The sequence below is a fragment of the Achromobacter sp. AONIH1 genome, from assembly GCF_002902905.1.
Classification (GTDB): domain Bacteria; phylum Pseudomonadota; class Gammaproteobacteria; order Burkholderiales; family Burkholderiaceae_B; genus Achromobacter.
Genome location: NZ_CP026124.1, coordinates 1,077,528 through 1,103,445, shown reverse-complemented (window position 1 = coordinate 1,103,445; position 25,918 = coordinate 1,077,528). Strand labels below are relative to the sequence as shown.

Sequence of the window (25,918 nt, the reverse complement as noted above, 5' to 3'; positions counted from 1 at the left end):
TATCAACTAGCGTTATGGTTTTATCCAGTTCCAATCGGGTATTCCTCTATACGGATTTGATATGGCCATTCCACGAATGGGCTTGCGACACATCGAGGCATTCCGAGCCGTCATGATGACCGGCTCCATGACTGCCGCCGCGCGGCGGGTCCACACCTCGCAGCCGCACGTTAGCCGCTTAATCGCGCAATTGGAAGCGATCACCCAGTTTCCCTTGTTCGACCGCAACGGCAGCCGGCTGACGCCGACCCAGGACGGGTCGCGCTTCTTTCAAGAGGTGGAAAAAACCTTCATCGGACTGGCCGGCCTGGAGTCCGCCGCCGCCAGCATCCGCTCGTTCAGCGCCAGCCGCCTGAGCGTGGCGGCCATGCCGCGCCTGGCCGGCGGGCTGCTGGCCCGCATCGTGGCCGCCTTCAAGACCGAGTACCCGGATGTGATGGTGTCCATCCATTCGGGCAGCGCCAGCGCCGTGCACAACTGGATCAGCTCGGGCTTCTGCGACACCGGGCTGGCGATGCTGTCGGGCGAGGCGCCCGGCATCCAGGTCGAACCGGTCATGACCATGAATTGCGTGGCGGTGCTGCCCAAGGGGCACCGGCTGACCAAGCTGAAGAAGCTCAAGCCCGCCGACTTCGCCGGCGAGCCCTTCATTTCCTTTCCCAGCAGCACGCCGCTGCGCGAACGCATCGACGCGGTGTTCAAGGCCGCCAAGGTCGAGCGCCAGACGGTGGCCGAGGCCAGCCTGGGCTCATCGGTCTGCGCACTGGTGGGCGCGGGGCTGGGCGTGGCCCTGATCAACCCGCTGGCCGCCCACGAGGAATACGAGGCCAACGGCGTGGAGGTGCGCCCCTTCACCCCGGCGGTGGCGGTGACGGTGGCGCTGCTCTATCCGCCGTACCACACCCGCACCCGGCTGGTCAGCGTGTTCTCGCGGTATGCGCATCAGCTGATGCACGAGGAAATGGGGGATCTGAAGGCGCGGCCAGGGCGTTGAGCGGGCTGCTGCCGGCGCCGGCCCGCAACACGCGGCCGGCCCGGGATCGAATGCGCGGCCTCAGCCGGCCTCGGACAGCGCCGCCGGTCGCGGCGCCAGCGGATTATGTTCCAGGTATTCCTCTGCGCGGCCGTCCCGCTTGATCTCGTCCCATTGCGCGCGCGTCAGCTGCGGCATCTGGAAGTCGGCCTGCGGGCGGCAGTACCAGCCCGGATTGTGCAGCCGGGCCAGCAGGTCCATGCGCGAGCCGTCCAGGTACAGGCGTTCCGGGTCGGACACCACATCATCGCGGGCGTGCATGGCGGCCACCTCGGCGATCACCAGGCTGCGTCCGTCGATGCGCAGCAACTGGTGCAGCCGGCATTCGAACGACACCGGCGACTGCGCCACCCGGGGCACCGAGACGCGCTCGCCGGGCGCCAGCAGCAGCCCGGCTTCCTGCGCCTCGTCCACGCCGTGCGGGAAATCCACCGCCGTCACATTCATGCGCGAGGCCAGCGCGGACGACACCAGGTTGACCGTGAATTCGCCGCGTTCCGCGATATTGCGCGCCGTGTCCTTCGGCGCGCCGTCGCGCACGCCGATGCCCACGCAGATCAGCGGCGGATCGCCGGACATCAGGTTGAAGAAGGAGAAGGGCGCCACATTGGTCGTGCCGCGCGCATCGCGCGACACGATCCAGGCGATGGGGCGCGGCACGATGGCCCCGGTCAGCAGCTTGTAGCGCGCCGGCCCCGGCAGCGCTTCCAGATCAATGAACATGTCGATCAGCCCTTGCCCTCGGTCGGCGTGGCGCCGGTGGCGGCCTTGGCGTCGGCGAAGGCGCGGTCGCTGCGCTTGCAGCGGCAACGGCCGATCTGGTGCAGCTCGATCAGGTTGCCGACCGGATCGCGCAGGAACAGCTGCATCAGCTCGGGCGCGGCCACGTTGTCCAGCTTCCAGTAGTCCACGCCCAGGCGCCGCAGCTCCTGCTCGGACGCGGCGATGTCGCGCACCGCCAGCGCCACGTGGTTTTCCACCGGGTCGCGGCCCGGGCCCTGGGAATAAGGCGACGGACCATCGCTGCCCAGCAGATGGATCTGACAGTCATTGCCCATGTCCAGGAAATAGCCCGCGATGCCGGGGATCTGCCAGCGGCCCTGGTCCGTATCCAGGCCCAGCACATCGCCATAGAACGCGCCCATCGCCTCGACCTTGCCCAGGGGCATGCGCACCGCATGATGGTGCAGTTCCAGCACTTCCAGCGCCATATCTCTCTCCTTCCTCTTATAGAGCGGGCGCCCATGCGCCGACCAGGCGCAAATGTTGGGCTCGCATTTGCCTGCGGGGAATGCCGTTCCGGTAAATCGACGATTGCATGAATCGGAACGGTCGTATCCATGCCAGCGCGGTATGCTTGCGCGCATGAAACCGCTGGACCTCAACCTGCTCGTCACCCTGGACGTCCTGATCCAGGAAGGCAGCGTCGTCGGCGCCGCGCGCCGGCTCAACCTCAGCACGCCCGCCATGAGCCGCAGCCTGGCTCGCATTCGCGAAGCGGTGGGCGACCCGGTGCTGGTGCGCTCCGGACGCGGGCTGGCGCCCACGCCGCGCGCGCTGGCCCTGCGCGAACAAGTGCGCAACGTGGTTGAACAGGCACAGGCCGTGCTGGGCGCCTTCGGCCAGGACGTGAACCTGGCCACGCTGGAACGCATCTTCACACTGCGCGCCAACGATGTCTTCGTCGGCGGCTTCGGCGGCCGGCTGCGCGAGCACCTGCGCCGCTATGCCCCGCGCACCACGCTGCGCTTCGTCTCGGAAGGCGAGCACGATTCGGGCGCGCTGGACGACGACGCCGACCTGTACATCGGCTCCGTGCAGAAGTTCGGCGCCGACATCAAGGTGCAGACGCTGTTCACGACGAACTTCCACGGCCTGGCCCGCAGCGGGCACGCGATCTTCCACGGCGCCGTCACGCCGCGCCGCTTCGCCGCCTACGAACACATCGGCGTGTCGCGGCGCGGCCGCAGCCACGGCCCGATCGACGAGGCGCTGGCCGAGCAGGGGCTGAGCCGCCACGTCGCGCTGATCACGCCCACGTTCTACGCGGCCATCTTCGCGCTGGCCGACTCCGACCTGATTCTGCCCGCCATGCCCGGCCACCTGCTGCCCGGCGTCAAGCGCCTGGGCCTGGACCTGCGCGCCTTCGACGTACCCATCGACATGCCCGCCGTCACGGTGGTGCAGGCCTGGCCGCCACGGCTGGACAGCGACCCGGCGCACCGCTGGCTGCGGCAGACCATCAAGCAGGTCTGCAGCGACGCCTCAGAAGCGGCGGACGCCGCGCTTTGAAGACGCGTCCGCGAGGCTGACGCCCCTCAGCCTCGGCCGCCTGCCAGGCGCGCTGGCGCCCGCCCCGTCCGCCGCGACGACCGGCCACGGCGCGCGGCCATCACCTTCCCCATTCAAATCGCGCCCGCGAACGCCGCCCGCCGCCACGCGCACGGCTCGAAAACGCCCTTCCGCCGCGCACAAATCCCTCTTCCAACTTCGCGCCGCTCCTGTATACTGCCTCGAAAATTGTTCAACAATCCTGGCCGGCCCGGCCGGGTACACAGGAGGCAGGCCATGTCGAATTACCCCGCCGCATATCAGGTGAGCAAAGGCTCCATCCTGAACGTGGACAAGGCGTTCTACCGTTCCCTGATCGCCGATCCGGCGCAGCGCCAGCTGGTCGAATCGCACGTGGTGCCGATCCGCAGCGGCTTCGCCTGGAAGGTGCCGGCCGGCCACGTGTTCCGCATCGTCACGCTGGAAGGCCCGCAGGTGGCGGACTTCAACATGTGGAACCTGCACAACCCGCGCGAACGCATGTGGGCCTCGCGCACGCGCCAGTTGCAGCAGGCCCACGTCAGCACCCACGACCGGCTCTGGTCCACGCTGCCCTACCTGCGCCCCATGGCCACCATCACCGAGGACACGCTGGCCAGCTACGGCGTCGACAGTGACGGCGGCCGCGTGCACGACCTGCTGGGCACGCGCTGCGACCCCTACGTGAACAAGCTGCTGACCGGCGAGGACTTCCACTTCCACTGCCACTCGAACCTGACGCGCGCGGTGGCGCCGCACGGCCTGACCGAGCTGGACGTGCACGACGTGCTCAACGTGTTCCAGGTCACCGGCCTGAACGACGACGACAAGTACTTCATGAAGGCCTGCCCGGCCCAGCCCGGCGACTACCTGGAGATGTTCGCCGAGATCGACCTGCTGTGCGCGCTGTCCACCTGCCCCGGCGGCGACCTGTCGGTGCCGATGTGGGGCCCCGAGGCGCGCGATCCCATCGACGTGTGCCGGCCGCTGGGCGTCGAGGTCTACGCGCTGGATCCGGCGCTGCTGCAAGGCTGGACATCGCCCGGAGTTTCACCGTATAAGGGCGTCCACGGCCTGCATCCCGAAAAGGTCGAGTGGAAATAACGACAGCGGGCGCCGCGCACAGCGGCGCCCGGCCAGAGGAGCCAAGCAACATGCCTGCCGAACGCGGCCAGCGCCCCAGCGGCGACAGCGGGATCTCGATCGCGGAACGCATCAGCCACCAGCTGCGCGACGACATCATGGGCGGCAAGCTGCCGCCGGGCACGCAGCTGGTCGAAGTCGACCTGGCCGCCGCCTATGGCGCGTCACGCAACACCATCCGCGAAGTGCTGCACCAGCTGGGCCGCGAAGGCCTGGCCACCTTCGTGCGCCACAAGGGCGTGATCGTGCGCCGCATGGAGCGCAAGGACCTGCGCGAGATCTACGCCGCGCGCCGCGCGCTGGAAATGCAGGCCATCAGCGGCGACCTGCCGCTGCAGCCCGCGCTGCTGGACAAGATGCTGACCACCATCGACGCCGCCGACCGCGCGCTGGCCAAGCGCAACTGGCGCAACGTCGGCACCCTGAGCCTGCAGGTGCACCAGCACATCGTGGCGCAGCTGGGCAGCCGGCTGCTGAACGAGTACTTCCTGACGCTCTGTGCGCAGCTGCGCCTGGTGTTCGCGTCCGAGATCGATGAAAGCCTGATCCAGACCGCCGACTGGATCGAGCGCGAGCGCCTGATCCACGGCCTGCTGGTGAAGAACCGCCGCGCCGAGGCCGCCGAGGCCATGGCCGCCTATCTGGACGATTCCGAACGCACCCTGACCGGGGTGCTGACGCGGTTGAAGAACCAGCAGGCGAAGTAGGGCGGGACGGCCTTGACCGCATGACGGTCGCGCCGAAGCTGCCCAACGATTGAACTCAGTGGTCCAAGGACATGGCGGCGCCCCGAGGGGCGCCGTTGTCCATCCTGCTCAGGCTTCGGCGTAGCTGCCGTCGGCGCGATGCGTCTCGGTGCCGCTCAGCGGCGGATTGAACACGCACACCAGCCGCAGGTCGCCCTTGGTGGCGCGCAGCACGTGCTGATCGTTGAGATTCAACGCGTACAGCGTGCCGGGCCGGATCGCGTGGCGCTCGCCGGTGGCCACGTCCAGCACCTCGCCTTCGCCTTCCATGCAGTAGTTGGCCTCGTAGTGGTGCTTGTAGTGCAGATGCAGCTCGGCGCCCTCGAAGACGCGGGTTTCATGCACCGAGTAGCCGATGCCGTCGCGCTTGACGATCATGCGCCGGCTTTCCCAGCCGGGGCCTCGGGCGTGGCGTTCGGTGTCGGTGAGGTCCTGGCTGTGTATGACGATCATGGCGGGTTCCGGGTAAGGGATGGCAGGGAAATGTTCTGGTCGGACATGGACGCACGGCGCGGGGCTTGCATGCCGGACCGGTGCCGGGCCGCCGGGCGCTCGCGTCGGGCGGAATCAAGGTCTGTTCAAAACGCGCTCCATCGCCACGGCCAGCTTGAGCACGCGGCGGTCATCGCCGCCGCGCCCCGTCAGCATCAGGCCGATGGGCCGACGCGCGCGCAGGTCGCCGGGCAGCGACACGCTGGGCAGGTCGAGACGATTGGCGAATTCGGTCAGGCTGAAGGCGCGCGCATTGGCCTGCAGATAGGCGTCGTCCGCTTCCAGGCCGGCGATGGCCGGCGGCAGCATGGGCACGGTGGGCGTCAGCACGCCCGCCGCCTCGCCCAGCCCCTGCTGGTAGCCCCAGCGCAATTCGCGCAGCCGCGCCAGCGCGCTGGCATAGGCGTGCGCCGGCACCTGCGCGCCCAGCAACATGCGCGGCCCGACGCGCGGATCGTAGTCCTCGCCGCCGCGGGCCAGCCTTTCCCGGTGCAGCATGTAAGCCTCGGCGGCGATGATGCCGCCTTCGCGCGCGGCCTGGGCGGCTTGCGCAAGGCAGGGCAGGACCTGGCGCCGCAGCGTGAAACCTGCGGCGCGCATGCGTTCCATCCAAGCCTCGAAGGCCTGCCGCACGGGCGCGTCCAAGGCGTCCAGCAGGTCTTCGGGTAGCACCAGCACCGGATAGCCAGCGCCTGCGCGCCACGCGTCGTCGTCTGCACCGGCGCCTGCGGCCTCCGCCACGTCCGTCACGCCCGACGCGTGCCGGTGCGATGTCGGGCGCGCCATGCCATCGTGTTCAGGTTCATCCACCAAGGCACGATCCACGCGCAGGCAGGCGGCGGCATCCGGCGCCAGGATGCCCGGCACGTCGAAGCTGGGCGACAGATAGGCCATGCCGGCATCGGGATAGCGTCCACGGCTGGGCTTGAAGCCCGCCACGCCGCAGAAGGCCGCCGGGATGCGGGCCGAGCCGCTGGTGTCCGACCCCAGCGCCAGCGTCGCCATGCCCAGCGCCACGGCCACCGCGCCGCCGCTGCTGGAGCCGCCCGCCACGCGCGGCGCGTCGGCCATCAGCGGCGTGAGCGGCGTGCCATGCCAGCGATTCAGGCCCAGCGCGCCGTAGGCGAATTCCGTCATGTTGTTTTGCGCCAGCAGGGTCGCGCCGGCATGGCGCAGCGCCTGCACGATGGCCGCGTCGCGCGGGGCCGGCGGCGCGCCGGCCAGCACGCGCGAACCGGCATGCGTGACCCAGCCCGCCACGTCGAAGCAGGCTTTCACGCCCAGCGTCGCGCCTGCCAGGGGCGGCGGCGCGACGCCCGCGCACAGCAAGGCATCGCGCGCCCGGGCCTCGGCCAACGCCGCATGATCGCGGCGCGCCAGCAGCGCCAGCCGCGCCGCTTCGGGATGCGCGGCCGCGTTCGACAGGGCGCGCGCGACCGAGGCGGCGTGCAGATCGCTCGGCACGGCCCGCGTGCCTGCACAGGACGCGTCAGCCTGCGACATGGACATGGCTCAGGAAATCCTTGACGCGGGCGTCGTCGCTGGCCAGCACTTCGGCGGGCGGCGCGTCCAGCAGCACCCGGCCGCTTTCCATGAACAACACGCGGTCCGAGACCTTGAAGGCAAAACTCATTTCGTGCGTGACGATGAGCATGGTCATGCCCTCGCGCGCCAGCGTCTCGACCACCTTCAGCACTTCGGCCACCAGCTCGGGATCGAGCGCCGACGTGGGCTCGTCGAACAGCATGATCGATGGGCGCATCGCCAGCGCGCGGGCGATGGCCACGCGCTGCTGCTGTCCGCCCGAGAGCTGATGCGGATACTTGTGCGCGTGCTCCAGCATGCCGACCTTGTCCAGCAGCGCCAGCGCCTCGCAGCGCAGGTCCACGAACGCCCCGCGCCGGTGGTACTGCGGCGCCAGCATCACGTTCTGCAGCACGGTCTTGTGCGGGAACAGGTTGAAGCTCTGGAACACCATGCCGATATCCAGGATGCGCGCGCCCGGCGTCGAGCCGCGCGCCGAATCCAGGAAGGGCTGGCCATGCAGCAGCACGCGCCCGCCGTCCAGCGACTCCAGGCCGTTCAGGGTGCGGATCAAGGACGTCTTGCCCGAGCCCGACGGACCAATGATGCTGATGACCTCGCCCGGCTTGACCACCAGGTCGATGCCCTTGAGCACCTCGTGGTCGCCGAAACGCTTGCGCGCGCCCTGGACCTGCAGGGCCTGTTCCGCGCCTTGCGCCGCCGGCGGCTGGGCGAAGTTGGCGCGCAGCGCGTCGCGCGTGCGCTGATCCAGCGTCAGCGGCCGGGGCGTGCGGCGCAGGATGTTCAGGTGCGATTCGAGCCAGGCCAGCAGCTTGTCGAAGATGGTGACGATCAGCACGTAATAGAACGCCACCGCCAGCATGGTCTCGAACACCAGGAAGTTCTGCGTGTACAGCCGCTGGCCCACCAGCAGGATCTCGGCCAGCGAGATCACCGACACCAGCGAGGTCAGCTTGGCGATGGTGATGAACTCGTTGCTCAGCGCCGGCAGCGCGATGCGCAGCGCCTGCGGGATCACGATCATGCGCTGGATGCCCGCATAGCGGATGCCCAGCGCGCGGCCGGCCTCGATCTGGCCGCGCGGCACGCCCAGGATGCCGCCACGATGAATCTCGGCGATGAAGGCGGTCTCGCTCAGCACCAGCGCCGTGAGCCCGGCGTAGAAAGGATCGGACAGCACCGCGCCCGCCGCGGGGAATACCTGCGGCAGGTTGTAGATGAACACCAGCAGCACCAGCAGCGGCAGGCTGCGGAAGAACCAGATGTACAGTCCCGCCGCCTTGTTCAGCAGCGGATTGCGCGACTGCTTGCCCAGCGCCAGCACGAAGCCCGCGGCCACGCCCACGCACCAGGTGGCGATGCTGAGTTTCACCACCACCCAGCAGGCGCTCCAGAAATCCCGGTCCCACAACAGGCCCAGCGTGTAATCCCAATCGAAATGCATGTCGGCGGCTTCCCTGGCGCTGCGCGCTTACTGCCGCGGGCCGGCCAGCGCGGCCTGCACGTCGGCGTCAGTCGGCGCTTCCAGTCCATAGCGCGACAGCAGGGCGGCGTATTCACCGCTGGCGCGCGCCTCGCCCAGCGCCTTCTTGAGTTGCGCCTGCAATTCCTGCGCGTCCTTGTTGATGCCCAGACCGATCACCACCGGATACAGCAGCGCGGTCGAGCTGACCTTCACCGCGTTCTGCGTCTGCGACAGCATGCTGTGCGCCACGGCGGCGTCTTCCATCATCACGTCGGCCGCCTGCGAGCGCAGCGCCATCAGCGCCTCCGGCGCCGTCGGGAATTCCAGCACCTTGATCTCGCCCTGGCCCTTGGTCTGGCAGGTCTCGCGCGAGACCTTCTGCAGCTTGGGCGTCCAGGACGCGCCCTTGATCGAGGCCACGCGCTTGCCGCACAGCGCCTCGGGCCCCTTGGGCGCGTAGGCGCTGTTGGCCAGCACCAGCAGCGAGGAACCGGTCTTCAGGTAAGGCACGTAGTCGATCAGCTTGGCGCGCTCCGGCGTCACGTACAGCGCCGAGGCCACGGTGTCGAAGCGGCGCGCGCGCATGCCCAGGATCAGGTCGGGAAAACGCGTGTCGACGAACACGGGCTGCAACGACAGCTTGCCGGCCAGCAGACGCGAGAAATCGGCGTCGAAGCCGGCGGGCTTGCCCGCGTCCAGGTAGGCATAGGGCGGATAGGTGAGGTCGGAGCCGATGGTCAGGCTGTCGGCCTTGATGGTGGCGGCGGCGTGGGCCCAGGCGGATGCGGCGCAGAGCGCGGCGACGGTGACATAGCGCGCGGCGCGCTTGAACGGACGGAAGGTAACAGGCATGCGTTTCCCCTTGAGGACGTCTCTAGACCCCTGCAAAAGCGTGGTCATATTGGTTTCGCCGGGTGCCGGTCCGACAAGGATTGTTGAACAATTTTCAGCGATTCTGCGACAGGAAGCGGATCGCGGGATATGAGTGTTTTCCCTAGCGGGAAGGCGCGACGGCCCGCGAACGGCGAGGAAGTATCAGTCTGATCCGAAACGCCGCGCCAGCGGGCGCGGCCAGGCCGTGGACGATTCCCGTCCGCGCATGCCTGGGACATCACCATGCGCGAAACAGGCCGCGAAGCGCGCGGCCCGTGCAATCGGCATGCGCTATGCGCGCCGCCACGCCCCCTGCGCGTCACGCGCCAGCAGATGCTTGCGTATGCGCTCGCTGGGGGTCAGTTCGAAGCCCGGCGTCTGCCGGAAGTAGCGAGGCAGCTGATAGCTCGCCAGGCGAGGGCGCGCCCAATCGACCAGCTCGGTCCACCCGACGGGCGGCCCGTCGACGAATTGCACATAGAGCAGGATTTCCTGCTCGCCCACATCGCCGGCCACGCCCACGGCCGCGCAGGCCTGTATGGCCGGATGATCGATGAATACGCGCTCGACCTCCCAGGCGGACACGTTCTCGCCGCGCACGCGCATGCTGTCGGTGGCGCGGCCGACGAAGAAGTAATCGCCATCGGCGTCCTGCCGCGCCGAATCGCCGGTATGCAGGCGGCCGTCGCGCAGCGCGCGCCGGCTCGCCTCGGGATTGTCCAGATAGCCGGGCAGGAACGCGCCTTCGATCTCACTGGACAGCACGATTTCACCGGCCTCGCCGGGCGCCACCGGCAGGCCATCCTGGCCCAGCAGCTCGAGGCGCAGCCAGGGCAGCGGACGGCCGATGGAACCGGGCTTGCCCGATGCGTTCAAGGTCGCGAAGCTGGCGCATTCCGTCATGCCGTAGCACTCGCGTATCTCGCAGCCCAGGCGCTGGCGGATTGCATCCCAGGAGCGGGCGGCCACGCCCGCGCCCCAGGCGGTCCTGATGTAGCTTTGTGGCGGTTGCGGCGCCTGCGCCAGGATGTCGAGTATGCCGCCCAGGTAATGCAGATGCGTCGCCCCGGCGTCGCGCCATTGCGCCCAGAAGCGCGATGCCGAGAAGCGCTCGACCACGTGCAGCTGCACCGGTTCCAGGAACGGCACCATCAGCATCTGCGCGCCGCCGATGTGGCACAAGGGCTCCCAGACGAACAGCCGGTCGCCGGCCTTGGCGTTGGCCACGCGCAGCGTCGCCTCGCTGGCGATGCGCATCATCCGATGCGTGAACAGCACGCCCTTGGGTGCGCCGGTGGTGCCCGAGGTGTAGATGATGCACAGCGTGTCCGCGTGGCGGATCCGCACGGGCGGCAAGGCGGCCGGCGCGACGTCGGCGCGCGCGGCAACGGCATCGATATCCGTGCCCGACGCCAGCGGCACGCCGTCCTGGCGCGCCTGTTCAATCGCCTCGGCGTATTCGTCCTCGGCCACCAGCAGGCGAGGACCCGCGTGCCGCAGCAAGTATTGCAGGCCGGCGGCGCGCAAGCGCGTGTTGACGGGCACCCAGACCAGACCCGACAGGATCAGGGCATAGATCAGGGCGATATGGCCCGACGAGTTCGGCAGCATGACGGCGACGCGGTCGCCCTGGCGCAAGCCCCGGCTCGCCAGCCACGCCCGCAGGCGGTCGATGTGCTCGCGCAGCTCGCCGCAGGTGACGGCCTGCCCTTCGAACACAAAGACCACGCGCCCGGGCGCCTGGCGCAGGCCTTGTTCGAGCAGGGGCGCCACATCGATGGCGTCGCCATCCAGGCGGGGCGGGAAATGCGTGTGCAGCGGATTCATGAATGGTCGTTGCGGGATTTCAGGTATGAGGAAACGGCGATCACCAGGGCCACGACCACCACCAGCGCGGTGGAAACGGCGGCCAGCGTCGGCGTGACGGCGAGCTGGATGTCGTCCCACATCTGCTTGGGCAGCGTGGTGTTCAGGCCGCCGCTGACGAAGATCGCCACGGTCAGGTCGTCGAACGACACGACAAAGGCAAACAGGAACGCCGAGATCAAACTGGGCGCCAGCATCGGCAGCATCACGGTGCGCAGCCTGGCCCAGGGCGAGGCGCCAAGAATCTGCGCGGCGTCGACCAGCCGCCAATCGAAGCGCTTGAATCCGGCTGCCAGCGTCACCACGACGTAGGGCAGGGCCAGGACGGTATGGCCGATCACCAGGCCCGCGTCGGTGCCCGTCAGCCCCAGCCGCGCGAACAGATACAGCAGCCCGATCGCCACCACGATGCGCGGCACGATCAGCGGCGCGATGAACAGGGCGAACAGGGGCTTGGCCCAGCGCGACGACAGGCGCGTCAGGGCATAGGTCGCGCCGAAGCCCAGCGCCAGGGCCAGCGCCGCCGTGCTGAATCCGACGGTGAAGGACCGCAGGAACGCGGCGCGCCAGACCGGCGAGGCCAGGAACGTCTCGAACCATTGCAGGCTGAAGCCTTGCGGCGGCAGGGAGACGAAGGTGCCGCGGGTGAAGGCGATGGGGATGACGATGATCACCGGCAGGACCAGCAGCGCGACCACGCCCAGCGTGTACAGCCTCAGCGGCCGCGCCGCGCGCATCCGCGAGGCCGTCCGCGCCAGCGGATCGGCCAGCCGGCCCAGCGCGATCAGCAGGCCCATCATGCGTCCGGACGCGCCCCGGCGGCGCGGCGCCTCGCCGGCCAGCGAACTCAGGCCCGCCAGCCGGTCGTACACGTAGAACACCACGATCGAGCACAGCAGCAACAGGGCCGACAGAGCGCCCGCCAGCCGCAGGTCGAACAGCTCCAGCACGGATGCGATGACCAGCTGCGCCACCATCGTCTCGCGCGGCGATCCCAGCAGCGCGGGCACGATGAAAAAGCCCAGTGTCGTGATGAATACCAACAGCTCGGCCGCCGCGATGCCGGGCGCCGACAGCGGCAGGAAGACCGTGAAGAAGCGCGTGGCCGGCCCCGCGCCCAACGTTTCGGCGGCCTGTCCCAGCGACTGCTGAATGCCCTGCATGATCGGCAGCATCGTCATCACCGCCAGGGGCAGCAAGGCATGCACCATGCCGATCAGCACGCCCGCCAGCGACGGCACGATGCTGGCATCGCCGCCCAGCAGACCGAGCGCGCGCGCCAGCGCCGTCAAGGCCCCGCTCTGCGAGAGCAGCAGCATCCAGGCGTAGGTCTTGACCAGATAGCTGGTCCAGAACGGCAGCATGATCCACAGCAGCCAGCGGTCGCGCGCCCGACCGCCAAGCTGGGCCAGCAGATAGGCCACGGGATAGCCGGCGACGACGCAGATCAGCGCCGTCAGCCCCGAAATCCAGAACGTGGACCACAGAACCTTGGCGTAAACCGGCGACGCGGCGATACGGTTCAGCTGCGCCGCCGTCAGCGCGCCATCGGCGGACACGAAGCCGCCGCGCAGGATCTCCGCCACGGGCACGAGAAAGAACATCGCCAGGAACAGCACGGCGGGCAGGGCCGGCAGCCAGGCGCGCGCCCGCGCGTATCCCGCTGACGGCAGCAGGCGGCTGGGCGCGGGGCGGTCTGTCTTCATGGCGGACCTCATTGCTGCAGCAGCGTCGCGCGCGCCATGTCCCAGTGCACGCCCACCGCCTCGCCCACGCGCGGCGCCACGCTGCGGCCGCAACGCACGCTGACGCGCCTGTCCGCGTCCACCGCGACGATGGCGCGGACCTCGGCGCCCAGGAACACCACTTCCGCGACGCTGCCATCGAGCAGGCCCTGGCCTTGCGGCCGCAGCTCGGCCGCCTCGGGCCGCACCAGCAGCCAGGCCTTGCCGTCCCGCATAACGCCCGGCGGCTGCGCCGCGCCTTCCAGCGCGAGCGAGCGGCCGGCGGCATGGAACCGGCGCGCGCCGCCTTCCGCGGTTTCGACATGGCCGTCGAGCAGGTTGGAATGGCCGATGAAGCCGGCGGCGAAGCAGGTCGCGGGCCGGTCGTAGAGATCGGATGGCGTGCCGATCTGTTCAATGCGGGCCTGGTTCATCAGGCAGATGCGGTCGGACATGGCCAGGGCTTCGTCCTGGTCGTGCGTGACGTAGATGAAGGTGGCCTGCAATTCCGCATGCAGGTGGCGGATTTCGAGCTGCATGTGTTCGCGCAGCTTCTTGTCCAGCGCGCCCAGCGGCTCGTCCAGCAGGATCACCGACGGGCGATAGACAAAGCAGCGCGCCAGCGCGATGCGCTGCTGCTGCCCGCCGGACAGCTCGCGCGGGTAGCGGTGCGCGTACTCGTCCATCTTGACCATCGTCAGCGCCGCGGCCACGGCGCGCTTGAGCGCGTCGGCCGGCGCCCGCCGCATGCGCAGGCCATAGGCCACGTTTTCCCAGACCGTCATGTGCGGGAACAGCGCATAGTTCTGGAACACCATGCCGATGCCGCGCTTGCCTGGCGGCATCTGGGTGGCGTCGACGCCGTCGAGCAACAGCGTGCCGCTGCTGGGCAGCGTCAGGCCGGAGATCATCTGCAGCAGCGTGGTCTTGCCCGACCCCGACGGGCCGAGCAGCGTCAGGAATTCCCCGGCGCGCACCTGCAGATCGGTGGGGGCAAGCGCCACGCTCTCGCCATAGCGCTTGCCCAGGCCGATGGTTTCCAGTTTGTAGCGCATGGAATCCTCAGCCCACGATCCAGGCGTTGAAGCGCTCGGTGACGGCCTGGCGATTCGCGGCCCACCACGCCGGATCCGGCAGGCCCATCGCCTGCAGGTTCTGCGGCGCGCTGGGCAGGATGGCCGCGCGCTTAGGATCGATCAGCTCGAAGGCCTTGGTGTTGGTCGGCCCGTAGGCCAGCGTGTCCGTGAACGCGGCCTGGCGCGCGCCATCGGCGCAGAAGCGCACGAACTGGCGCGCCATGTCCGCGCGCGGCGTCCCCTTCGGAATGCCCCAGCCCTCGATGGAGTAGATGCCCTGGTTCCAGACGATCTTCACCGGCGCGCCATTGTCGATAGCGGCCTGCGACCGGCCGTTCCAGGTAGCGATCATGTCGACGTCGCCGTTCTGGATGGCCTGCATCGCCTGCGCGCCGGACGTCCACCAGAGATTGATGTGCTTCTTGATGCGGTCCAGGCTGCGGAAGGCCCGCTCCACGTCCAGCGGATACAGCTGCGCCATCGGCACGCCGTCCGCCAGCAGCGCCTGTTCCAGCGTTTCGATCGGGCTGCGGCGCAGCGAGCGTCGCCCGGGAAACTTGGCGACATCCCAGAAATCCGCCCACGAGGCCGGACCTTGCGCGGCGAACTTGTCGGAACGGTAGGCCAGCGCCGCCGCGTAGATGTCCACGCCCATCCAGTGGGCGGTAACGGCCTGCGGAATCAGGCCCGGCACGTCGGCGGCCGTGAAGCCGATCGGCTCCAGCAAGCCCTTGGACTCCAGGTACGGAATATCGGCCGACAGGGTCAGCGTGGTGACGTCCCAGATGTAATTGCGGGTCTCGACCAGGGCCGTCAGCTGCGCCACGGGCTGCGCTTCGCGCGCCACGTTGACCACCTTGATGCCGGTGGCCTGCTCGAACGGGTCGTAGAACGCCTTGCGATAGGCCGCGGTGTAGGGGCCGCCCGGATCCGCGACCACGATCTGGCGGGCCTGCGCGTAGGCGGGCAATCCTATGCAGGCGCCTAGGCCTGCTGCGCCCGCGGTCTTAAGGAAACGGCGGCGGCTGGGTTGGGCGGGTTGCTTCACGATGCGCTCTCCTGAACGGGTGGGCGGCAGATCACGGGCGGGTTCGGCCTGGGGCCAAAAACCACTTTAATTATCGAAATGCGATAGCCAAATGGCTAAATAAAATATACGCCCGCGAACTTTCATCGCACAAGGGGGATCTAGGGAAAGCACTGACCCTCATCCGTGAAGACGCCTGCAAGCCAGACTGGCGTTCAATTTTCAACGATTACCTCTCAACCGAGCGCGAACCATCCGATGGGGCGCCAGCGCTTGCAAATCAAGACACAAGAATTTCCTTGCCATCACTTTTCCCATCTCATATATTGAATTTTGCTTATTCACTATTTCATAGAGATATAACCATGGCATCCACAACGAAATTCATCGAAGTCGAGCGCCACGACGGTGGCGTGGGCCTGATCCGGCTGAACCGCCCGCATAAGCTGAACGCCTGGCACGGCGCCATGCGCGACGAGATCATCGCCACCCTGCAAGCGTTCGACGCCGACGCCGGCATCCGGGCGATGGTCATGACCGGCGCGGGCGAGCGCGCCTTCTCGGCCGGCCAGGACCTGGAGGAAGCACATGGCTTCGACGTGGCCTCCAGCGCGACCTGGATCCGCTCCTGGGAACACTTCTATTCGGTGCTGCGCGGCCTGACCAAGCCGCTGGTGATGGCCCTGAACGGCACGGCGGCCGGCTCGGCGTTCCAGGTCGCGCTGCTGGGCGACGTGCGGGTCGGCCATCCCGGCGTGCGCATGGGCCAGCCGGAAATCAATGCCGGCATCGCCAGCGTGACGGGGCCATGGATCATGAACCTGATGCTGGGCATGTCCCGCACCATCGAACTGACGCTGACCGGCCGGCTCATGGACGCGGAGGAAGCCTGCCGCCTGGGCCTGATCCACCACCTGGTGGACGCCGCCCAGGTGCTGCCGCGCGCGCTGGAGGTCGCCCGCGAACTCGCCGCCAAGCCGCCGGTGGCGCTGCGCCTGAACAAGCAGCGCTTCCGCGAGATGTCCCAGGCTTCGTTCGAGGACACCATGGAAGCGGCGATCCGGCTGCACAAGGAGTCCTATGCCAGCGGCGAACCGGCACGCATGATGGAAGCCTTCTTCCAGGCCCGGGGCCACGCCGCGCCGGGTCGCGACGCGACAAACTGAGCGCCGGCGGCGCGCGCCACATGCGCGAAAGCCCGTGGAATCGCCGTATTACACTCACGGCTTATCGCCATGCAGTAGCAACAGCCACACAATCGCCATGAACCCTATCACCCCGACGAAGAAAGCGCGCGGCAGGCCGGCAGCCGATCCGGACGGCAAGGCAGGGCGGGGCAAGGCGGGCAAGGAGCACGCCGCCAACGAGGAATCCACGCTGTTCGTGAACTCGGTGGAAAAGGCCATGCGCGTGCTGGGCGTGTTCAACGCCAAGCGGCGCGAACTGTCGATGACGCAGATCGCCAGCCTCGCGGACCTGGACATGAGCGCCGCCCAGCGCTTCACGCACACGCTCGGCCAGCTGGGCCTGCTGCGCCGCGATCCCGCCACCAAGCTGTACGAGCTGTCGCCGCGCATGCTGGATTTCGCCTACCAGTTCATCGGCGCCAACGAACTCGTGGGGCTGGCCACGCCGTTCCTGCAGCAGCTGGCGGCCGAGACCGAGGAAACCGTCAACCTGACCCTGCTGGACGACACCGAGATCGTGTTCGTGCAGCGCTTCGTCAGCCGCCACGTGCTGACGCCCGAGGTCATCGTCGGCACGCGGCTGCCGGCCTACTGCACCTCGTCCGGCCTGGCCATCCTGAGCGCCTTGCCCGAGGACGAAGCCCGCGCGGTGCTGTCGCGGTCCAACCGGATTACGTACACCCAGTACACCCAGACCGATCCGGACCAGATCATGGAACGGCTGGCGCGCTTTCGCCAGCAGGGCTACGCGCACACCGAGGACGAGATGTACCTGGGCGACATCGCCACCGCCGTCGCCGTGCTGGGCGCCGATGGCCGCCCGCGCGGCGCCATCAACGTCGCGGTGTCGCGCGCGCGCTGGCACGCCCCCGAGGACGAACGGCGCATTTCCGCGCTGCTGATGGCGGCGGGACGCGCGATCTCCAGCCGGGGATGATTCCGTGACGCGCCCGCGCGCGCGGGCCGGCCCGCGCTAGCGCGCCAGCCCCCATTCCCGGTAGCGGCGCGCCAGCGCCCGCGCCGACGGACACAGCACTTTCGGCAATTCACAGCGCGCGTATAGCTGCGCATAGCGCTTGCGGTTGGGCGGCGTGGCCACCACGATGTGACGGATCATCGACCACTTCACGCTGTCGCGGCCGCCATCGAGCGCGCCGCGCCGATCCCTTTCGAACCAGGTCCGGCGCGCGTAGCGCCACAGGCTCAAGGGCGTGGACAGGTCCAGCAGGATCAGACCCGTCGCACGCGCCAGGCGTTGCGGCAAACAAGAGGAATAGTTGCCATCCATCACCCAGCGCTCGCCGGCGATGGCGGCGTCGTGCAGCGTCAGGAATTCCCCGGCGGGACGCGGCTGCCAGTCGGTATGCGGCAGATGGTAGAGACGGTCGAGATGGATGGGCTCCAGGCCCTGTTTCGCCGCGATGGCATCGGCCAGCGTGGATTTGCCGCTGTTGGACGGGCCGAGGATGCAGATGCGCGGGCCTAGCGTGTCGAGGTTCATGGACAACGGGATGGGGAAAGAGCGGCAGGCGGTCGCCGCCGGCCCGGCGGCGCCATGATGCGCCGCGCGCGCCGTCGCGGTGCCGCGCATGCACCAAGGTGGTTCAGGCGACGCGCCATGATAGCCCCGCCCATGCGACGTAACGCCGCCTGGCCGCCTGGCACGGGTCTTGCTTGACTGGGATGCAGGCTTGTCCACAAGCGCCTGCCCATTTCCGACCAGGAGCCCGCATGTCCCGCAACACCGATCGCCTCGCGCCCCACACCTTCAACGCCACCCGCCGCCGGCTGCTGCGCGGCGCCGCGCTGGGCGCCGCCACGCTGGCCGCGCCGGCACTGGCGCGGGCGCAACCGGGCCCGGTCATCCGCATCGGCTACTGGCCGGTCGCGGCGGGCCTGCCGTTCTATGCCGCGATCGAGAAGGGCTACTTCAAGGAAGCCGGCCTGAACGTCGAAGCGCTCAAGTTCGCGGGCGCGCAGCAAGTCATGGAAGCCATGCTGGCGGGCCGCGCCGACGGCAGCGCCAACGGCACTGGCTCGGCTAACCTGGCCATCGGCGAGATCGCCTCGCCCGGCCTGTTCAAGATCTTCGCGTCCAACCCCAGCAACGCCAAGAACGTACTGGACGAGTTCATCGTCGCGAAAGACAGTCCCATCCAATCCATCGCGGACCTCAAGGGGAAAAAGGTCGGTTCCGGACCCGGCATCCAGAATGCCACGCTGGCCAAGGCCGTGCTGGAGCGCGCCGGCGCAACCGGGGCGACCGTGGTCGAACTGGCGATCAGCCAGCACGTGGCCGCGGTCGCCGCGGGCCAGCTGGATGCCTGCTACACGCTGGAGCCCACCGGCACCGTGGGCCGCCTGAACGGCACCACCCGCGTGCTCGAGGCGGGCGTCATCGCCAAGTACGTGCTGGGCGATCCGATGGCGCCCTGGTTCGGCGGCTCGGCCTCGCTGACCACCGCGTTCCTGAAGAAGCATCCCGAGGAAAGCCGGAAATTCATCGCCGCGTATGCGCGCGGCATCGAACTGATCCGCAACCAGCCAAACGAGGCGCGCCCGTACATGAAGGGCTACACCGCCATCGAGGGCCCCATGACCGAGGCCGTGCCGCTGGCCGCCTACACGCTCTACAACGAGTTCAGCCCCAGCGATATCCAATACTTCCAGAAATTCTTCGACCTGTTCGCCGACAAGGGCATCTTCGCCCAGAAGGTCGACGTGGCCTCGATGCTGTACAAGGGCTGAGCCATGGACGCGATCACTTCGAGCCGCGCGGGCGCGGCGCAGGCCGCCGGCGCCCGCCACGCGGCCATCGCGGCGCAGGCTTCCCGCGCCCCGCGAACCTGGACCGCCGCGCGCCTGCTGCCGCTGATCGGTCCGCTGGCGCTGTACATCGTGTGGGACCTGGTGGTGCGGCTGCAGCTGGTCAGCCCGGTGCTGCTGCCCACGCCCGGCGCCACATTGGTGGCGCTGGCCAAGGGCATGGCCGGCGGGCCCTTGCTGGGCGACTTCCTCGCCTCGGTCAACCGGACGCTGCAGGCATTCGTCATCGCCGGCGTGATCGGCGTGCCGCTGGGCGTTCTGCTGGGCAGCAACGAGAAAGCCTACCGCAGCGTCGAGTTCCTGGTGGACTTCTTCCGTTCGACGCCGTCGTCGGCACTGATCCCGATGTTCCTGATGATCTTCGGCGTGACCGACATGAACAAGATCGCCATCGCCGCCTTCGCCGCGGTGCTAGTCATCCTGTTCAACAGCGCCTACGGCGTCATCAACGCGCGCAAACAGCGCGTGATGGCGGCGCGCGTCATGGGCGCCTCGCGCTGGCAGATCTTCAAGGACGTGCTGATCTGGGAAAGCCTGCAGCCGACCTTCGTGGGCCTGCGCAGCGGCGTGTCGATGGCGCTGGTCATCGTGATCGTGGCCGAGATGTTCATCGGCTCGGACAGCGGGCTGGGCAATCGCATCATCAACGCGCAGCAGGTGCTGAACGTGCGCGACATGTACGCCTCGATCCTGGCCGCCGGCGCGCTCGGCTATGTCCTGAACATTCTCTTCCTGCTCATGGAAAAGCGCGTCGTCCACTGGAGTGGCCGGTAATCATGTCCACCGTCATCAACCCCGCCATCGCGCCATCGCCCGCCCCCGCGCCCTTCGTGCCGGGGCCGGCCGGCACCCACATCACCATCCGCGGCCTGACCAAGTATTTCGCCGGCTGGCCGCTGTACGAGGACTTCAACCTCGACATTCCCAAGGGCAAGATCGTCTCGGTCTTCGGCCCCAACGGCTGCGGCAAGTCCACGCTGATCAACATGATCGCCGGCCTGATTCCCATCGATGCCGGCGAGATCCTGTTCGACGGCAAATCGCTGGCGCAAACCAAGATCGGCTATGTGTTCCAGAACTACCGCGAGGCCATGTTCCCGTGGCTGCGCACGATCGACAACATCGCCTATCCGCTGCGGCTCGAGGGACGCGGCAAGGCCGAGGTCGACGCGCGGGTCGAGGAGCTGGTGGCTTCGTTCGACGTCAAGTTCGATCTCAAGCGCTACCCCTACGAGCTGTCCGGCGGACAGCAGCAGACCGCCTCGATCATGCGCGCGCTGGCGCCGGGACCCGAGGTGCTGTTCCTGGACGAGCCGTTCTCGGCGCTGGATTTCGAGATGACGCTGTTCATCCGCGAAAAGCTGCAAGAAGTCTTCATGCAGACCGGCACCACCATGCTGCTGGTCTCGCACGATCTGGAAGAAGCCGTTTACCTGGCCGATCAGGTGCTGCTGCTGACCAAGCGCCCCACGCGCGTGGCCGAGATCCTGGACTACGGCGATGCCCGTCCGCGCACCGTCGAGACCCTGACCGAACCCAGCTTCATCGACATGAAGAAACTGAGCCTGGAGATATTCCAGCGCGAAGTGCGCCGCTAGCGATACACGCCCCACAGGAGCAATCCGCCATGACCCAGGAAACCATCGATCAATACGTGCGCAGCGCGCTGGCGCTGGCCGGCTATGCCCTGCGCGAGCCGGCCACGGCCGAGGTGACGCAGCAATTCGCGCGCATCCACGACATCGCCTCGACCTTCATCGACGAGGCCCTGCCGGTGGAACTGGAGTCGGCCTCGGTGTTCCGCCCGTGAACAGCGTCGCCCTCGGCCTGGCGCGGCAGATCCGCGACGGCGAGCGCAGCGCGTCGGCGGTGCTGGAGGCCACGCTGGCGCGCATCCGCGAGGCCGACCCGCGCTACCACTGCTTCACCAGCGTCACCGAAACCCGCGCCCGCCAGGAGGCCGCCGCCATCGACGCGCGGCGCGCCCGAGGCGAAGTCCTGCCGCCGCTGGCCGGCGTGCCCTATGCGGTCAAGAACCTGTTCGATACCGCCGACGAGGTCACGCTGGCCGGCGGCCGCGTCAACGCCGCCAACCCGCCCGCGCGGCGCGATGCCGTGCTGGTGGCGCGGCTGCGCGAGGCCGGCGCGGTGCTGGTGGGCGCGCTCAACATGGACGAGCACGCCTACGGCTTCACGACAGAGAACTCGCACTACGGCGCCTGCCGCAATCCGCACGACCCCGCCCGCATCGCCGGCGGCTCGTCGGGCGGCAGCGCCGCGGCGGTAGCCGGCGACCTGGTGCCGCTGACGCTGGGCTCCGACACCAACGGCTCGATCCGCGTGCCTGCCTCGCTGTGCGGCGTGTTCGGCCTGAAGCCGACCTTCGGCCGCCTGCCGCGCACCGGCTCGTTCCCCTTTGTCGGCAGCCTTGATCATCTAGGCCCCTTCGCGGCCGACGCGACGAGCCTGGCCGCGGTCTACGACGCGCTGCAAGGCCCCGACGCGGGAGACGGGGCCTGCGCCCAGTATCCGGCCGAACCCACGCTGGCGGCGCTGGCCTCGGACCGCCCCTTGCGCGTGGCCGTGCTGGGCGGCTATTTCACCCACTGGGCCGGCCCGGAGGCGCGCCAGGCCGTGCAACTGGCCGCGCGCGCGCTCGATGCCACCGATATCGTCGAACTGGCCGGCGCGCAGCAAGCGCGCGCCGCCGCGTTCGTGATCACCGCCGCCGAAGGCGGCGCGCTGCATCGGCGCCGCCTGGTGACGCATTACGACTACTACGAGCCGTATTCGCGCGACCGCCTGGTGGCGGGCAGCCTGGTGCCCGCCGCCTGGGTGCAGCAGGCCCAGCGGGTGCGCCATCGCGTCTACCGCGACGCGCTGGCGCTGTTCGCGCGCTACGACGTGCTGATCGCGCCCGCCACGCCGGTGCCCGCCACGCCCATCGGCGCCCAGGACCTGATGCTGGCCGGCCAGTGCCTGCCGGCCCGCGCCAGCATGGGCCTGCTGACGCAGCCCATCTCCTGCCTGGGCCTGCCCGTCTGCGCCGCGCCCGTCTGGCCCGGGATCGGCGCAGACGCCCATCTGCCGCTGGGCGTGCAACTGATCGCCGCGCCGTGGCGCGAGAGCGATTGCCTGCTGGCGGCCAGGCGGCTGGAGCGGGCTGGCGTCGCGACGGTCCGACAGGTCATGCCGACGCCGTTTCTGCGCCCCCAGGCGCCTTCAAATCCAGCCACGCCACCAGCAGAAAGCCACCCGCGAGCCCCAGATGCTCGAAGAAGGCATTGGCGGCCATGAAGCGTTCCTGCCCGACAGGCAGCTCCCAGAAACGCAGCGCCATGCCGGTCGCCGCCAGCGTGAAGAGGGCCAGCGCCGCCGCGCCGAGCCAGCGCAGCCGGCCCGTCAGAATCATGGCGGACGCGATCAGCTCCAGCGCGATCACCAGCACGGCGTACACCGGCGCCGGCGACAGGCCGAAATGCGCCATCTCGCGCAGGGCGCCGGGAAAATCCGTCAGCTTCACCAGGCCGCCCTGCAGATAGGCGGCGCACAGCCCCAGATAGGCCAGGAAACGGATCGCAGCCGAACCGAACAGCGGACGCGCCGCGCCGGCGAGCCGCCGTTCCCATGCAGAAGGTGTATTCATGGCGGCGCCCCTCACACGGCCCAGCAGGAGCAGCCCAGCGCGCCGAAGAAGCCCGACAGGTCCGAGCTGGGCGCCTGCGCGCCCCAGGCGCGCGCATGCTCGTGGCCATGCACGCCGCAGGCGCTGGCGCAGCCGCAGGCCGCCATGTTGCGATAGCCCAGCGAATTGCGGCCGGCGCCATCCGGATCGCCCCAGGCGGCGTAGCCGCCGAACAGGCGCGTGGGCGACCAGTCCGGCATGGCGGGCGGCAGCGGGTTGTCGTCCAGCGGACCGAACTCGCCGGCGCCGTAGACGACGCGGCCGCCGACCACGGTCAGGTCCGAGGTCAGGAACGAGATCTCGTCCTCGGCGCAGCTGAAATAGTCCTTGTCCGGCACGATGAAGTCGGCCAGCTGGCCCGGCTCGATGCGGCCGCGCTTGCCTTCCTCGTTGGAGAACCAGGCCACGTTCTCGGTCCACATGCGCAGCGCGGTCTCGCGGTCCAGGCAGTTGCGCGCGGGATAGAGGCGCGTGCCGCCGACGGTCTTGCCGGTGACCATCCAGGACAGGGACACCCAGGGGTTGTAGGACGCGACGCGGGTGGCGTCGGTGCCGGCCGACACTTTCACGCCGCGCGCCAGCATCTTGGCGACGGGCGGCGTGGCCTCGGCCGCCGCCGCGCCGTAGCGCTCGATGAAGTACTCGCCCTGGTAGGCCATGCGGTGCTGCACGGCGATGCCGCCGCCCAGCGCGGCGATGCGATCGATGGATTTGTCGGAGATGGTCTCGGCGTGGTCGAAGAACCAGTTCAGGCCGGTCAGCGGCGTGTCGCGATGGACTTTCTCGAAGACATCCAGCGCGCGCGCGATGGTCTCGTCATAGGTGGCATGCAGGCGCCAGGGCCAGCGGTTCTGCGCCAGCACGCGCACCACTTCCTCCAGCTCGCCTTCCATTTCCGGCGGCATGTCCGGCCGCTCGACGCGGAAGTCCTCGAAATCGGCGGCCGAGAACACCAGCATCTCGCCGGCGCCGTTGTGACGGAAGTAGTCCGTGCCCTGCTTGTACTGCACGCTGGCGGTCCAGTTGAGGAAGTCCTCCTTCTCCTGCTTTGGCTTCTGCGTGAACAGGTTGTAGGCCAGCCGCACGGTCATCTGATTGTCGTCGGCCAGCCGCTGGATGACGGCATAGTCGTCGGGATAGTTCTGGAAGCCGCCGCCGGCGTCGATCACGCCGGTCACGCCCAGACGGTTCAATTCGCGCATGAAATGGCGCGTGGAATTGAGCTGGTAATCGAAGGGCAGCTTCGGCCCCTTGGCCAGCGTGGCGTACAGGATGGTGGCGTTGGGCTTGGCCAGCAGCAGCCCGGTGGGATTGCCCTGCGCGTCGCGCAGGATCTCGCCGCCCGGCGGATTGGGCGTGGTCTTGGTGTAGCCCACCGCGCGCAGCGCCGCGCCGTTGAGCAGGGCGCGGTCGTACAGGTGCAGAATGAACACCGGCGTGTCGGGCGCGACGGCGTTGAGTTCCTCGATGGTGGGCAGGCGCTTCTCGGCGAACTGATGCTCGGTGAAGCCGCCCACCACGCGCACCCACTGCGGCGCGGGCGTGATGGCGACCTGACGCTTGAGCATGGCCATGGCGTCGGCCAGCGAGCGCACGCCGTCCCAGCGCAGCTCCATGTTGTAGTTCAGGCCGCCGCGCACCACGTGCGTGTGGTTGTCGTACAGGCCGGGCAGGACGGCGCGGCGCTTCAGGTCGACGCGCCGCGTGCCGGCGCCGGCCAGCGCCAGCACCTCGGCATCGTCGCCGACCGCGACGAAACGGCCGTCCTTGACGGCGACGGCGCTGGCCCGCGGCCGGGAACGGTCCAGCGTGGTGATGCGGCCATTGTGGAAGATGACGTCCGGCGTGGCGGTGGTCATGGCGGTTTCTCCTTGGAATCGGGCAGGGGCGCGAAGGCTCAACCCTGGTCGGTGTTCTGGTCTTGGCGTTGGGGCTGGGCCTGCCGGCCGGGCAGCTGCCCGAACAGATGGCTCACGGTCTTTTCCTTGTCGCAGGCGGCGGCGAAGGCCGAGCCGTTGAGCATGTGCTTGCCCACCGGAATCAGCTGTTCGCCCACCAGGATGCCAAGCAGGCCGACCAGCGCCACCAGCGGCGGCGCGGGCGAACGCACCTGCAACAGGCTATAGACCACGCCGACCAGCAGCCCGGCGCCCAGGGATAGCAGATAGATCTTCATCTGGATAGTCGTCCATTCACAATTGCGGTTCATGCCAGCGTGTCCGCCAGCAAGGCTTCAACATCATCCAGCGCCGTGATGCGCAGCGTGGTTTCGTCGCGGATGGCGGCGCCATCGCCATCTTCGAGCGATACATCATTGACGGTCAGCCGCCCCTTGGACGCGACCAGATAACCGCGACGTGCACCGCCGGCGAACCGATAGGTGGCCGCCTCGCCCGCCTTGAGCGCGACGGCCAGCACGCGGGCATCGCTACGGATCGGCAACGCATCCTCGTCGCCGGCGATGCCGCTGGCCAGCGTCAGGAAATGACCGTGGCAGGCATCGCGGGCGAAGGTCTTCCTGCCCCAGCTGGGCGGCGCGCCGCGCCGGTCCGGCTCGATCCAGATCTGGACCGCGCGGGCCGGGCCGCCCTCCATATTGAACTCGGCATGGGTCAGGCCGCTGCCCGCGCTCATGACCTGCACCTCGCCGGCCCGCGTGCGGCCCCGGTTGCCCAGGTCGTCCTCGTGCGTCAGCACGCCCAGGCGCACGCAGGTGATGATCTCCACATCCGTATGCAGCAGCGGCGGAAAGCCCGAGTCCGGCGCGAGGGTCTCGTCGTTCCAGGCGCGCAGCGCGCCCCAGCGCATGCGCGCGGGATCCTGGTAGCCGGCGAACGAGAAATGATGCGTCACGTCGAACCAGCCGCGATGGGCATGGCCCAGGCTGGCGAGGGGACGGCGTTCGATCATGAGAGGGCCT

At 68.8% G+C, this 25,918-nt stretch carries 26 protein-coding genes; 11 read left to right on the top strand and 15 right to left on the bottom strand.

Going from position 1 to position 25,918, the window contains the following annotated elements; all coding sequences use genetic code 11:
- The first annotated feature begins 61 nt into the window (after positions 1-61).
- Positions 62-994: a LysR substrate-binding domain-containing protein gene (locus C2U31_RS05090; RefSeq protein WP_103271844.1), complete on the top strand. Its 933-nt coding sequence runs from the start codon at positions 62-64 to the stop codon at positions 992-994.
- Between the two features lie 60 nt (positions 995-1,054).
- Here C2U31_RS05090 and C2U31_RS05085 read toward each other — a convergent pair whose 3' ends face one another.
- A complete protein-coding gene (locus tag C2U31_RS05085; RefSeq protein ID WP_103271843.1) occupies positions 1,055-1,756 on the bottom strand; it encodes a flavin reductase family protein in 702 nt (233 codons plus the stop codon).
- 5 nt (positions 1,757-1,761) lie between these two features.
- Positions 1,762-2,244, bottom strand: coding sequence for a VOC family protein (locus C2U31_RS05080; protein ID WP_103271842.1), 483 nt, complete (start codon positions 2,242-2,244; stop codon positions 1,762-1,764).
- 154 nt (positions 2,245-2,398) lie between these two features.
- Here C2U31_RS05080 and C2U31_RS05075 point away from each other — a divergent pair, with 154 nt between their 5' ends.
- The 3 genes from C2U31_RS05075 to C2U31_RS05065 all read left to right on the top strand — a co-directional run bounded on the left by C2U31_RS05075 (position 2,399) and on the right by C2U31_RS05065 (position 5,193).
- Positions 2,399-3,325, top strand: coding sequence for a LysR family transcriptional regulator (locus C2U31_RS05075; RefSeq protein WP_103276260.1), 927 nt, complete (start codon positions 2,399-2,401; stop codon positions 3,323-3,325).
- Between the two features lie 276 nt (positions 3,326-3,601).
- Positions 3,602-4,447, top strand: coding sequence for a DUF1989 domain-containing protein (locus C2U31_RS05070; RefSeq protein ID WP_103271841.1), 846 nt, complete (start codon positions 3,602-3,604; stop codon positions 4,445-4,447).
- 50 nt (positions 4,448-4,497) lie between these two features.
- Positions 4,498-5,193, top strand: a complete 696-nt coding sequence (locus tag C2U31_RS05065) for a GntR family transcriptional regulator (RefSeq protein WP_103271840.1) — start codon at positions 4,498-4,500, stop codon at positions 5,191-5,193.
- A gap of 108 nt (positions 5,194-5,301) precedes the next feature.
- Here C2U31_RS05065 and C2U31_RS05060 read toward each other — a convergent pair whose 3' ends face one another.
- From C2U31_RS05060 to C2U31_RS05025, 8 genes are all read right to left on the bottom strand, one after another.
- Positions 5,302-5,685, bottom strand: coding sequence for an ectoine synthase (locus tag C2U31_RS05060; protein WP_103271839.1), 384 nt, complete (start codon positions 5,683-5,685; stop codon positions 5,302-5,304).
- Between the two features lie 114 nt (positions 5,686-5,799).
- Entirely contained in the window at positions 5,800-7,233 is a 1,434-nt protein-coding gene (locus tag C2U31_RS05055) for an amidase family protein (RefSeq protein ID WP_233772651.1), read from the bottom strand.
- The gene (locus tag C2U31_RS31160; protein ID WP_103271838.1) at positions 7,214-8,713 is read right to left on the bottom strand and encodes an amino acid ABC transporter permease/ATP-binding protein; all 1,500 of its coding nucleotides are present in this window, start codon (positions 8,711-8,713) and stop codon (positions 7,214-7,216) included. Before C2U31_RS31160 ends, C2U31_RS05055 begins: the two co-directional genes overlap by 20 nt.
- A gap of 27 nt (positions 8,714-8,740) precedes the next feature.
- On the bottom strand, positions 8,741-9,586 hold the full coding sequence (locus C2U31_RS05045) for a transporter substrate-binding domain-containing protein (protein WP_103271837.1): 846 nt from the start codon (positions 9,584-9,586) through the stop codon (positions 8,741-8,743).
- A gap of 312 nt (positions 9,587-9,898) precedes the next feature.
- Positions 9,899-11,434 carry a class I adenylate-forming enzyme family protein gene (locus tag C2U31_RS05040; protein ID WP_103271836.1) on the bottom strand — a complete coding sequence of 512 codons (1,536 nt, stop codon included), beginning with the start codon at positions 11,432-11,434 and terminating at the stop codon, positions 9,899-9,901.
- The gene (locus C2U31_RS05035) at positions 11,431-13,179 is read right to left on the bottom strand and encodes an ABC transporter permease subunit (RefSeq protein ID WP_369869740.1); all 1,749 of its coding nucleotides are present in this window, start codon (positions 13,177-13,179) and stop codon (positions 11,431-11,433) included. The genes C2U31_RS05040 and C2U31_RS05035 overlap by 4 nt, the downstream gene beginning before the upstream one ends.
- 8 nt (positions 13,180-13,187) lie before the next feature.
- Positions 13,188-14,252 carry an ABC transporter ATP-binding protein gene (locus C2U31_RS05030; protein WP_103271834.1) on the bottom strand — a complete coding sequence of 355 codons (1,065 nt, stop codon included), beginning with the start codon at positions 14,250-14,252 and terminating at the stop codon, positions 13,188-13,190.
- A gap of 7 nt (positions 14,253-14,259) precedes the next feature.
- Positions 14,260-15,321, bottom strand: a complete 1,062-nt coding sequence (locus C2U31_RS05025) for an ABC transporter substrate-binding protein (protein ID WP_103271833.1) — start codon at positions 15,319-15,321, stop codon at positions 14,260-14,262.
- Between the two features lie 344 nt (positions 15,322-15,665).
- On the opposite strand from C2U31_RS05025, the gene C2U31_RS05020 reads away from it, so the two are divergent.
- Both C2U31_RS05020 and C2U31_RS05015 read left to right on the top strand, forming a co-directional pair.
- Positions 15,666-16,466, top strand: coding sequence for an enoyl-CoA hydratase/isomerase family protein (locus C2U31_RS05020; protein ID WP_103271832.1), 801 nt, complete (start codon positions 15,666-15,668; stop codon positions 16,464-16,466).
- 97 nt (positions 16,467-16,563) lie between these two features.
- Complete coding sequence (locus C2U31_RS05015) at positions 16,564-17,424, top strand: IclR family transcriptional regulator (RefSeq protein ID WP_103271831.1); 861 nt, start codon at positions 16,564-16,566, stop codon at positions 17,422-17,424.
- Between the two features lie 36 nt (positions 17,425-17,460).
- Here C2U31_RS05015 and C2U31_RS05010 read toward each other — a convergent pair whose 3' ends face one another.
- Entirely contained in the window at positions 17,461-17,988 is a 528-nt protein-coding gene (locus C2U31_RS05010) for an AAA family ATPase (protein ID WP_103276258.1), read from the bottom strand.
- Positions 17,989-18,218: 230 nt separating this feature from the next.
- On the opposite strand from C2U31_RS05010, the gene C2U31_RS05005 reads away from it, so the two are divergent.
- The 5 genes from C2U31_RS05005 to C2U31_RS04985 are packed head-to-tail and all read left to right on the top strand — an operon-like array spanning position 18,219 to position 22,610.
- Complete coding sequence (locus C2U31_RS05005; RefSeq protein ID WP_103271830.1) at positions 18,219-19,235, top strand: ABC transporter substrate-binding protein; 1,017 nt, start codon at positions 18,219-18,221, stop codon at positions 19,233-19,235.
- 3 nt (positions 19,236-19,238) lie between these two features.
- A complete protein-coding gene (locus C2U31_RS05000) occupies positions 19,239-20,087 on the top strand; it encodes an ABC transporter permease (protein WP_233772649.1) in 849 nt (282 codons plus the stop codon).
- Positions 20,088-20,089: 2 nt separating this feature from the next.
- On the top strand, positions 20,090-20,911 hold the full coding sequence (locus C2U31_RS04995; protein ID WP_103271829.1) for an ABC transporter ATP-binding protein: 822 nt from the start codon (positions 20,090-20,092) through the stop codon (positions 20,909-20,911).
- Positions 20,912-20,940: 29 nt separating this feature from the next.
- The gene (locus C2U31_RS04990) at positions 20,941-21,123 is read left to right on the top strand and encodes a DUF4089 domain-containing protein (RefSeq protein ID WP_103271828.1); all 183 of its coding nucleotides are present in this window, start codon (positions 20,941-20,943) and stop codon (positions 21,121-21,123) included.
- Positions 21,120-22,610 carry an AtzE family amidohydrolase gene (locus C2U31_RS04985; protein WP_103271827.1) on the top strand — a complete coding sequence of 497 codons (1,491 nt, stop codon included), beginning with the start codon at positions 21,120-21,122 and terminating at the stop codon, positions 22,608-22,610. Before C2U31_RS04990 ends, C2U31_RS04985 begins: the two co-directional genes overlap by 4 nt.
- Here C2U31_RS04985 and C2U31_RS04980 read toward each other — a convergent pair.
- The 4 genes from C2U31_RS04980 to C2U31_RS04965 are packed head-to-tail and all read right to left on the bottom strand — an operon-like array spanning position 22,501 to position 25,908.
- On the bottom strand, positions 22,501-22,959 hold the full coding sequence (locus C2U31_RS04980) for a DoxX family protein (protein WP_103271826.1): 459 nt from the start codon (positions 22,957-22,959) through the stop codon (positions 22,501-22,503). The two genes, C2U31_RS04985 and C2U31_RS04980, sit on opposite strands and share 110 nt — an antisense overlap.
- Before the next feature lie 11 nt (positions 22,960-22,970).
- Positions 22,971-24,857, bottom strand: coding sequence for an amidohydrolase (locus C2U31_RS04975; protein ID WP_103271825.1), 1,887 nt, complete (start codon positions 24,855-24,857; stop codon positions 22,971-22,973).
- A gap of 38 nt (positions 24,858-24,895) precedes the next feature.
- Positions 24,896-25,174 (bottom strand): XapX domain-containing protein, encoded by a 279-nt coding sequence (locus C2U31_RS04970; protein ID WP_103271824.1) that lies wholly within the window; start codon positions 25,172-25,174, stop codon positions 24,896-24,898.
- A 29-nt stretch (positions 25,175-25,203) separates the two neighbouring features.
- The gene (locus C2U31_RS04965; RefSeq protein ID WP_103271823.1) at positions 25,204-25,908 is read right to left on the bottom strand and encodes a pirin family protein; all 705 of its coding nucleotides are present in this window, start codon (positions 25,906-25,908) and stop codon (positions 25,204-25,206) included.
- Positions 25,909-25,918: the final 10 nt, after the last annotated feature.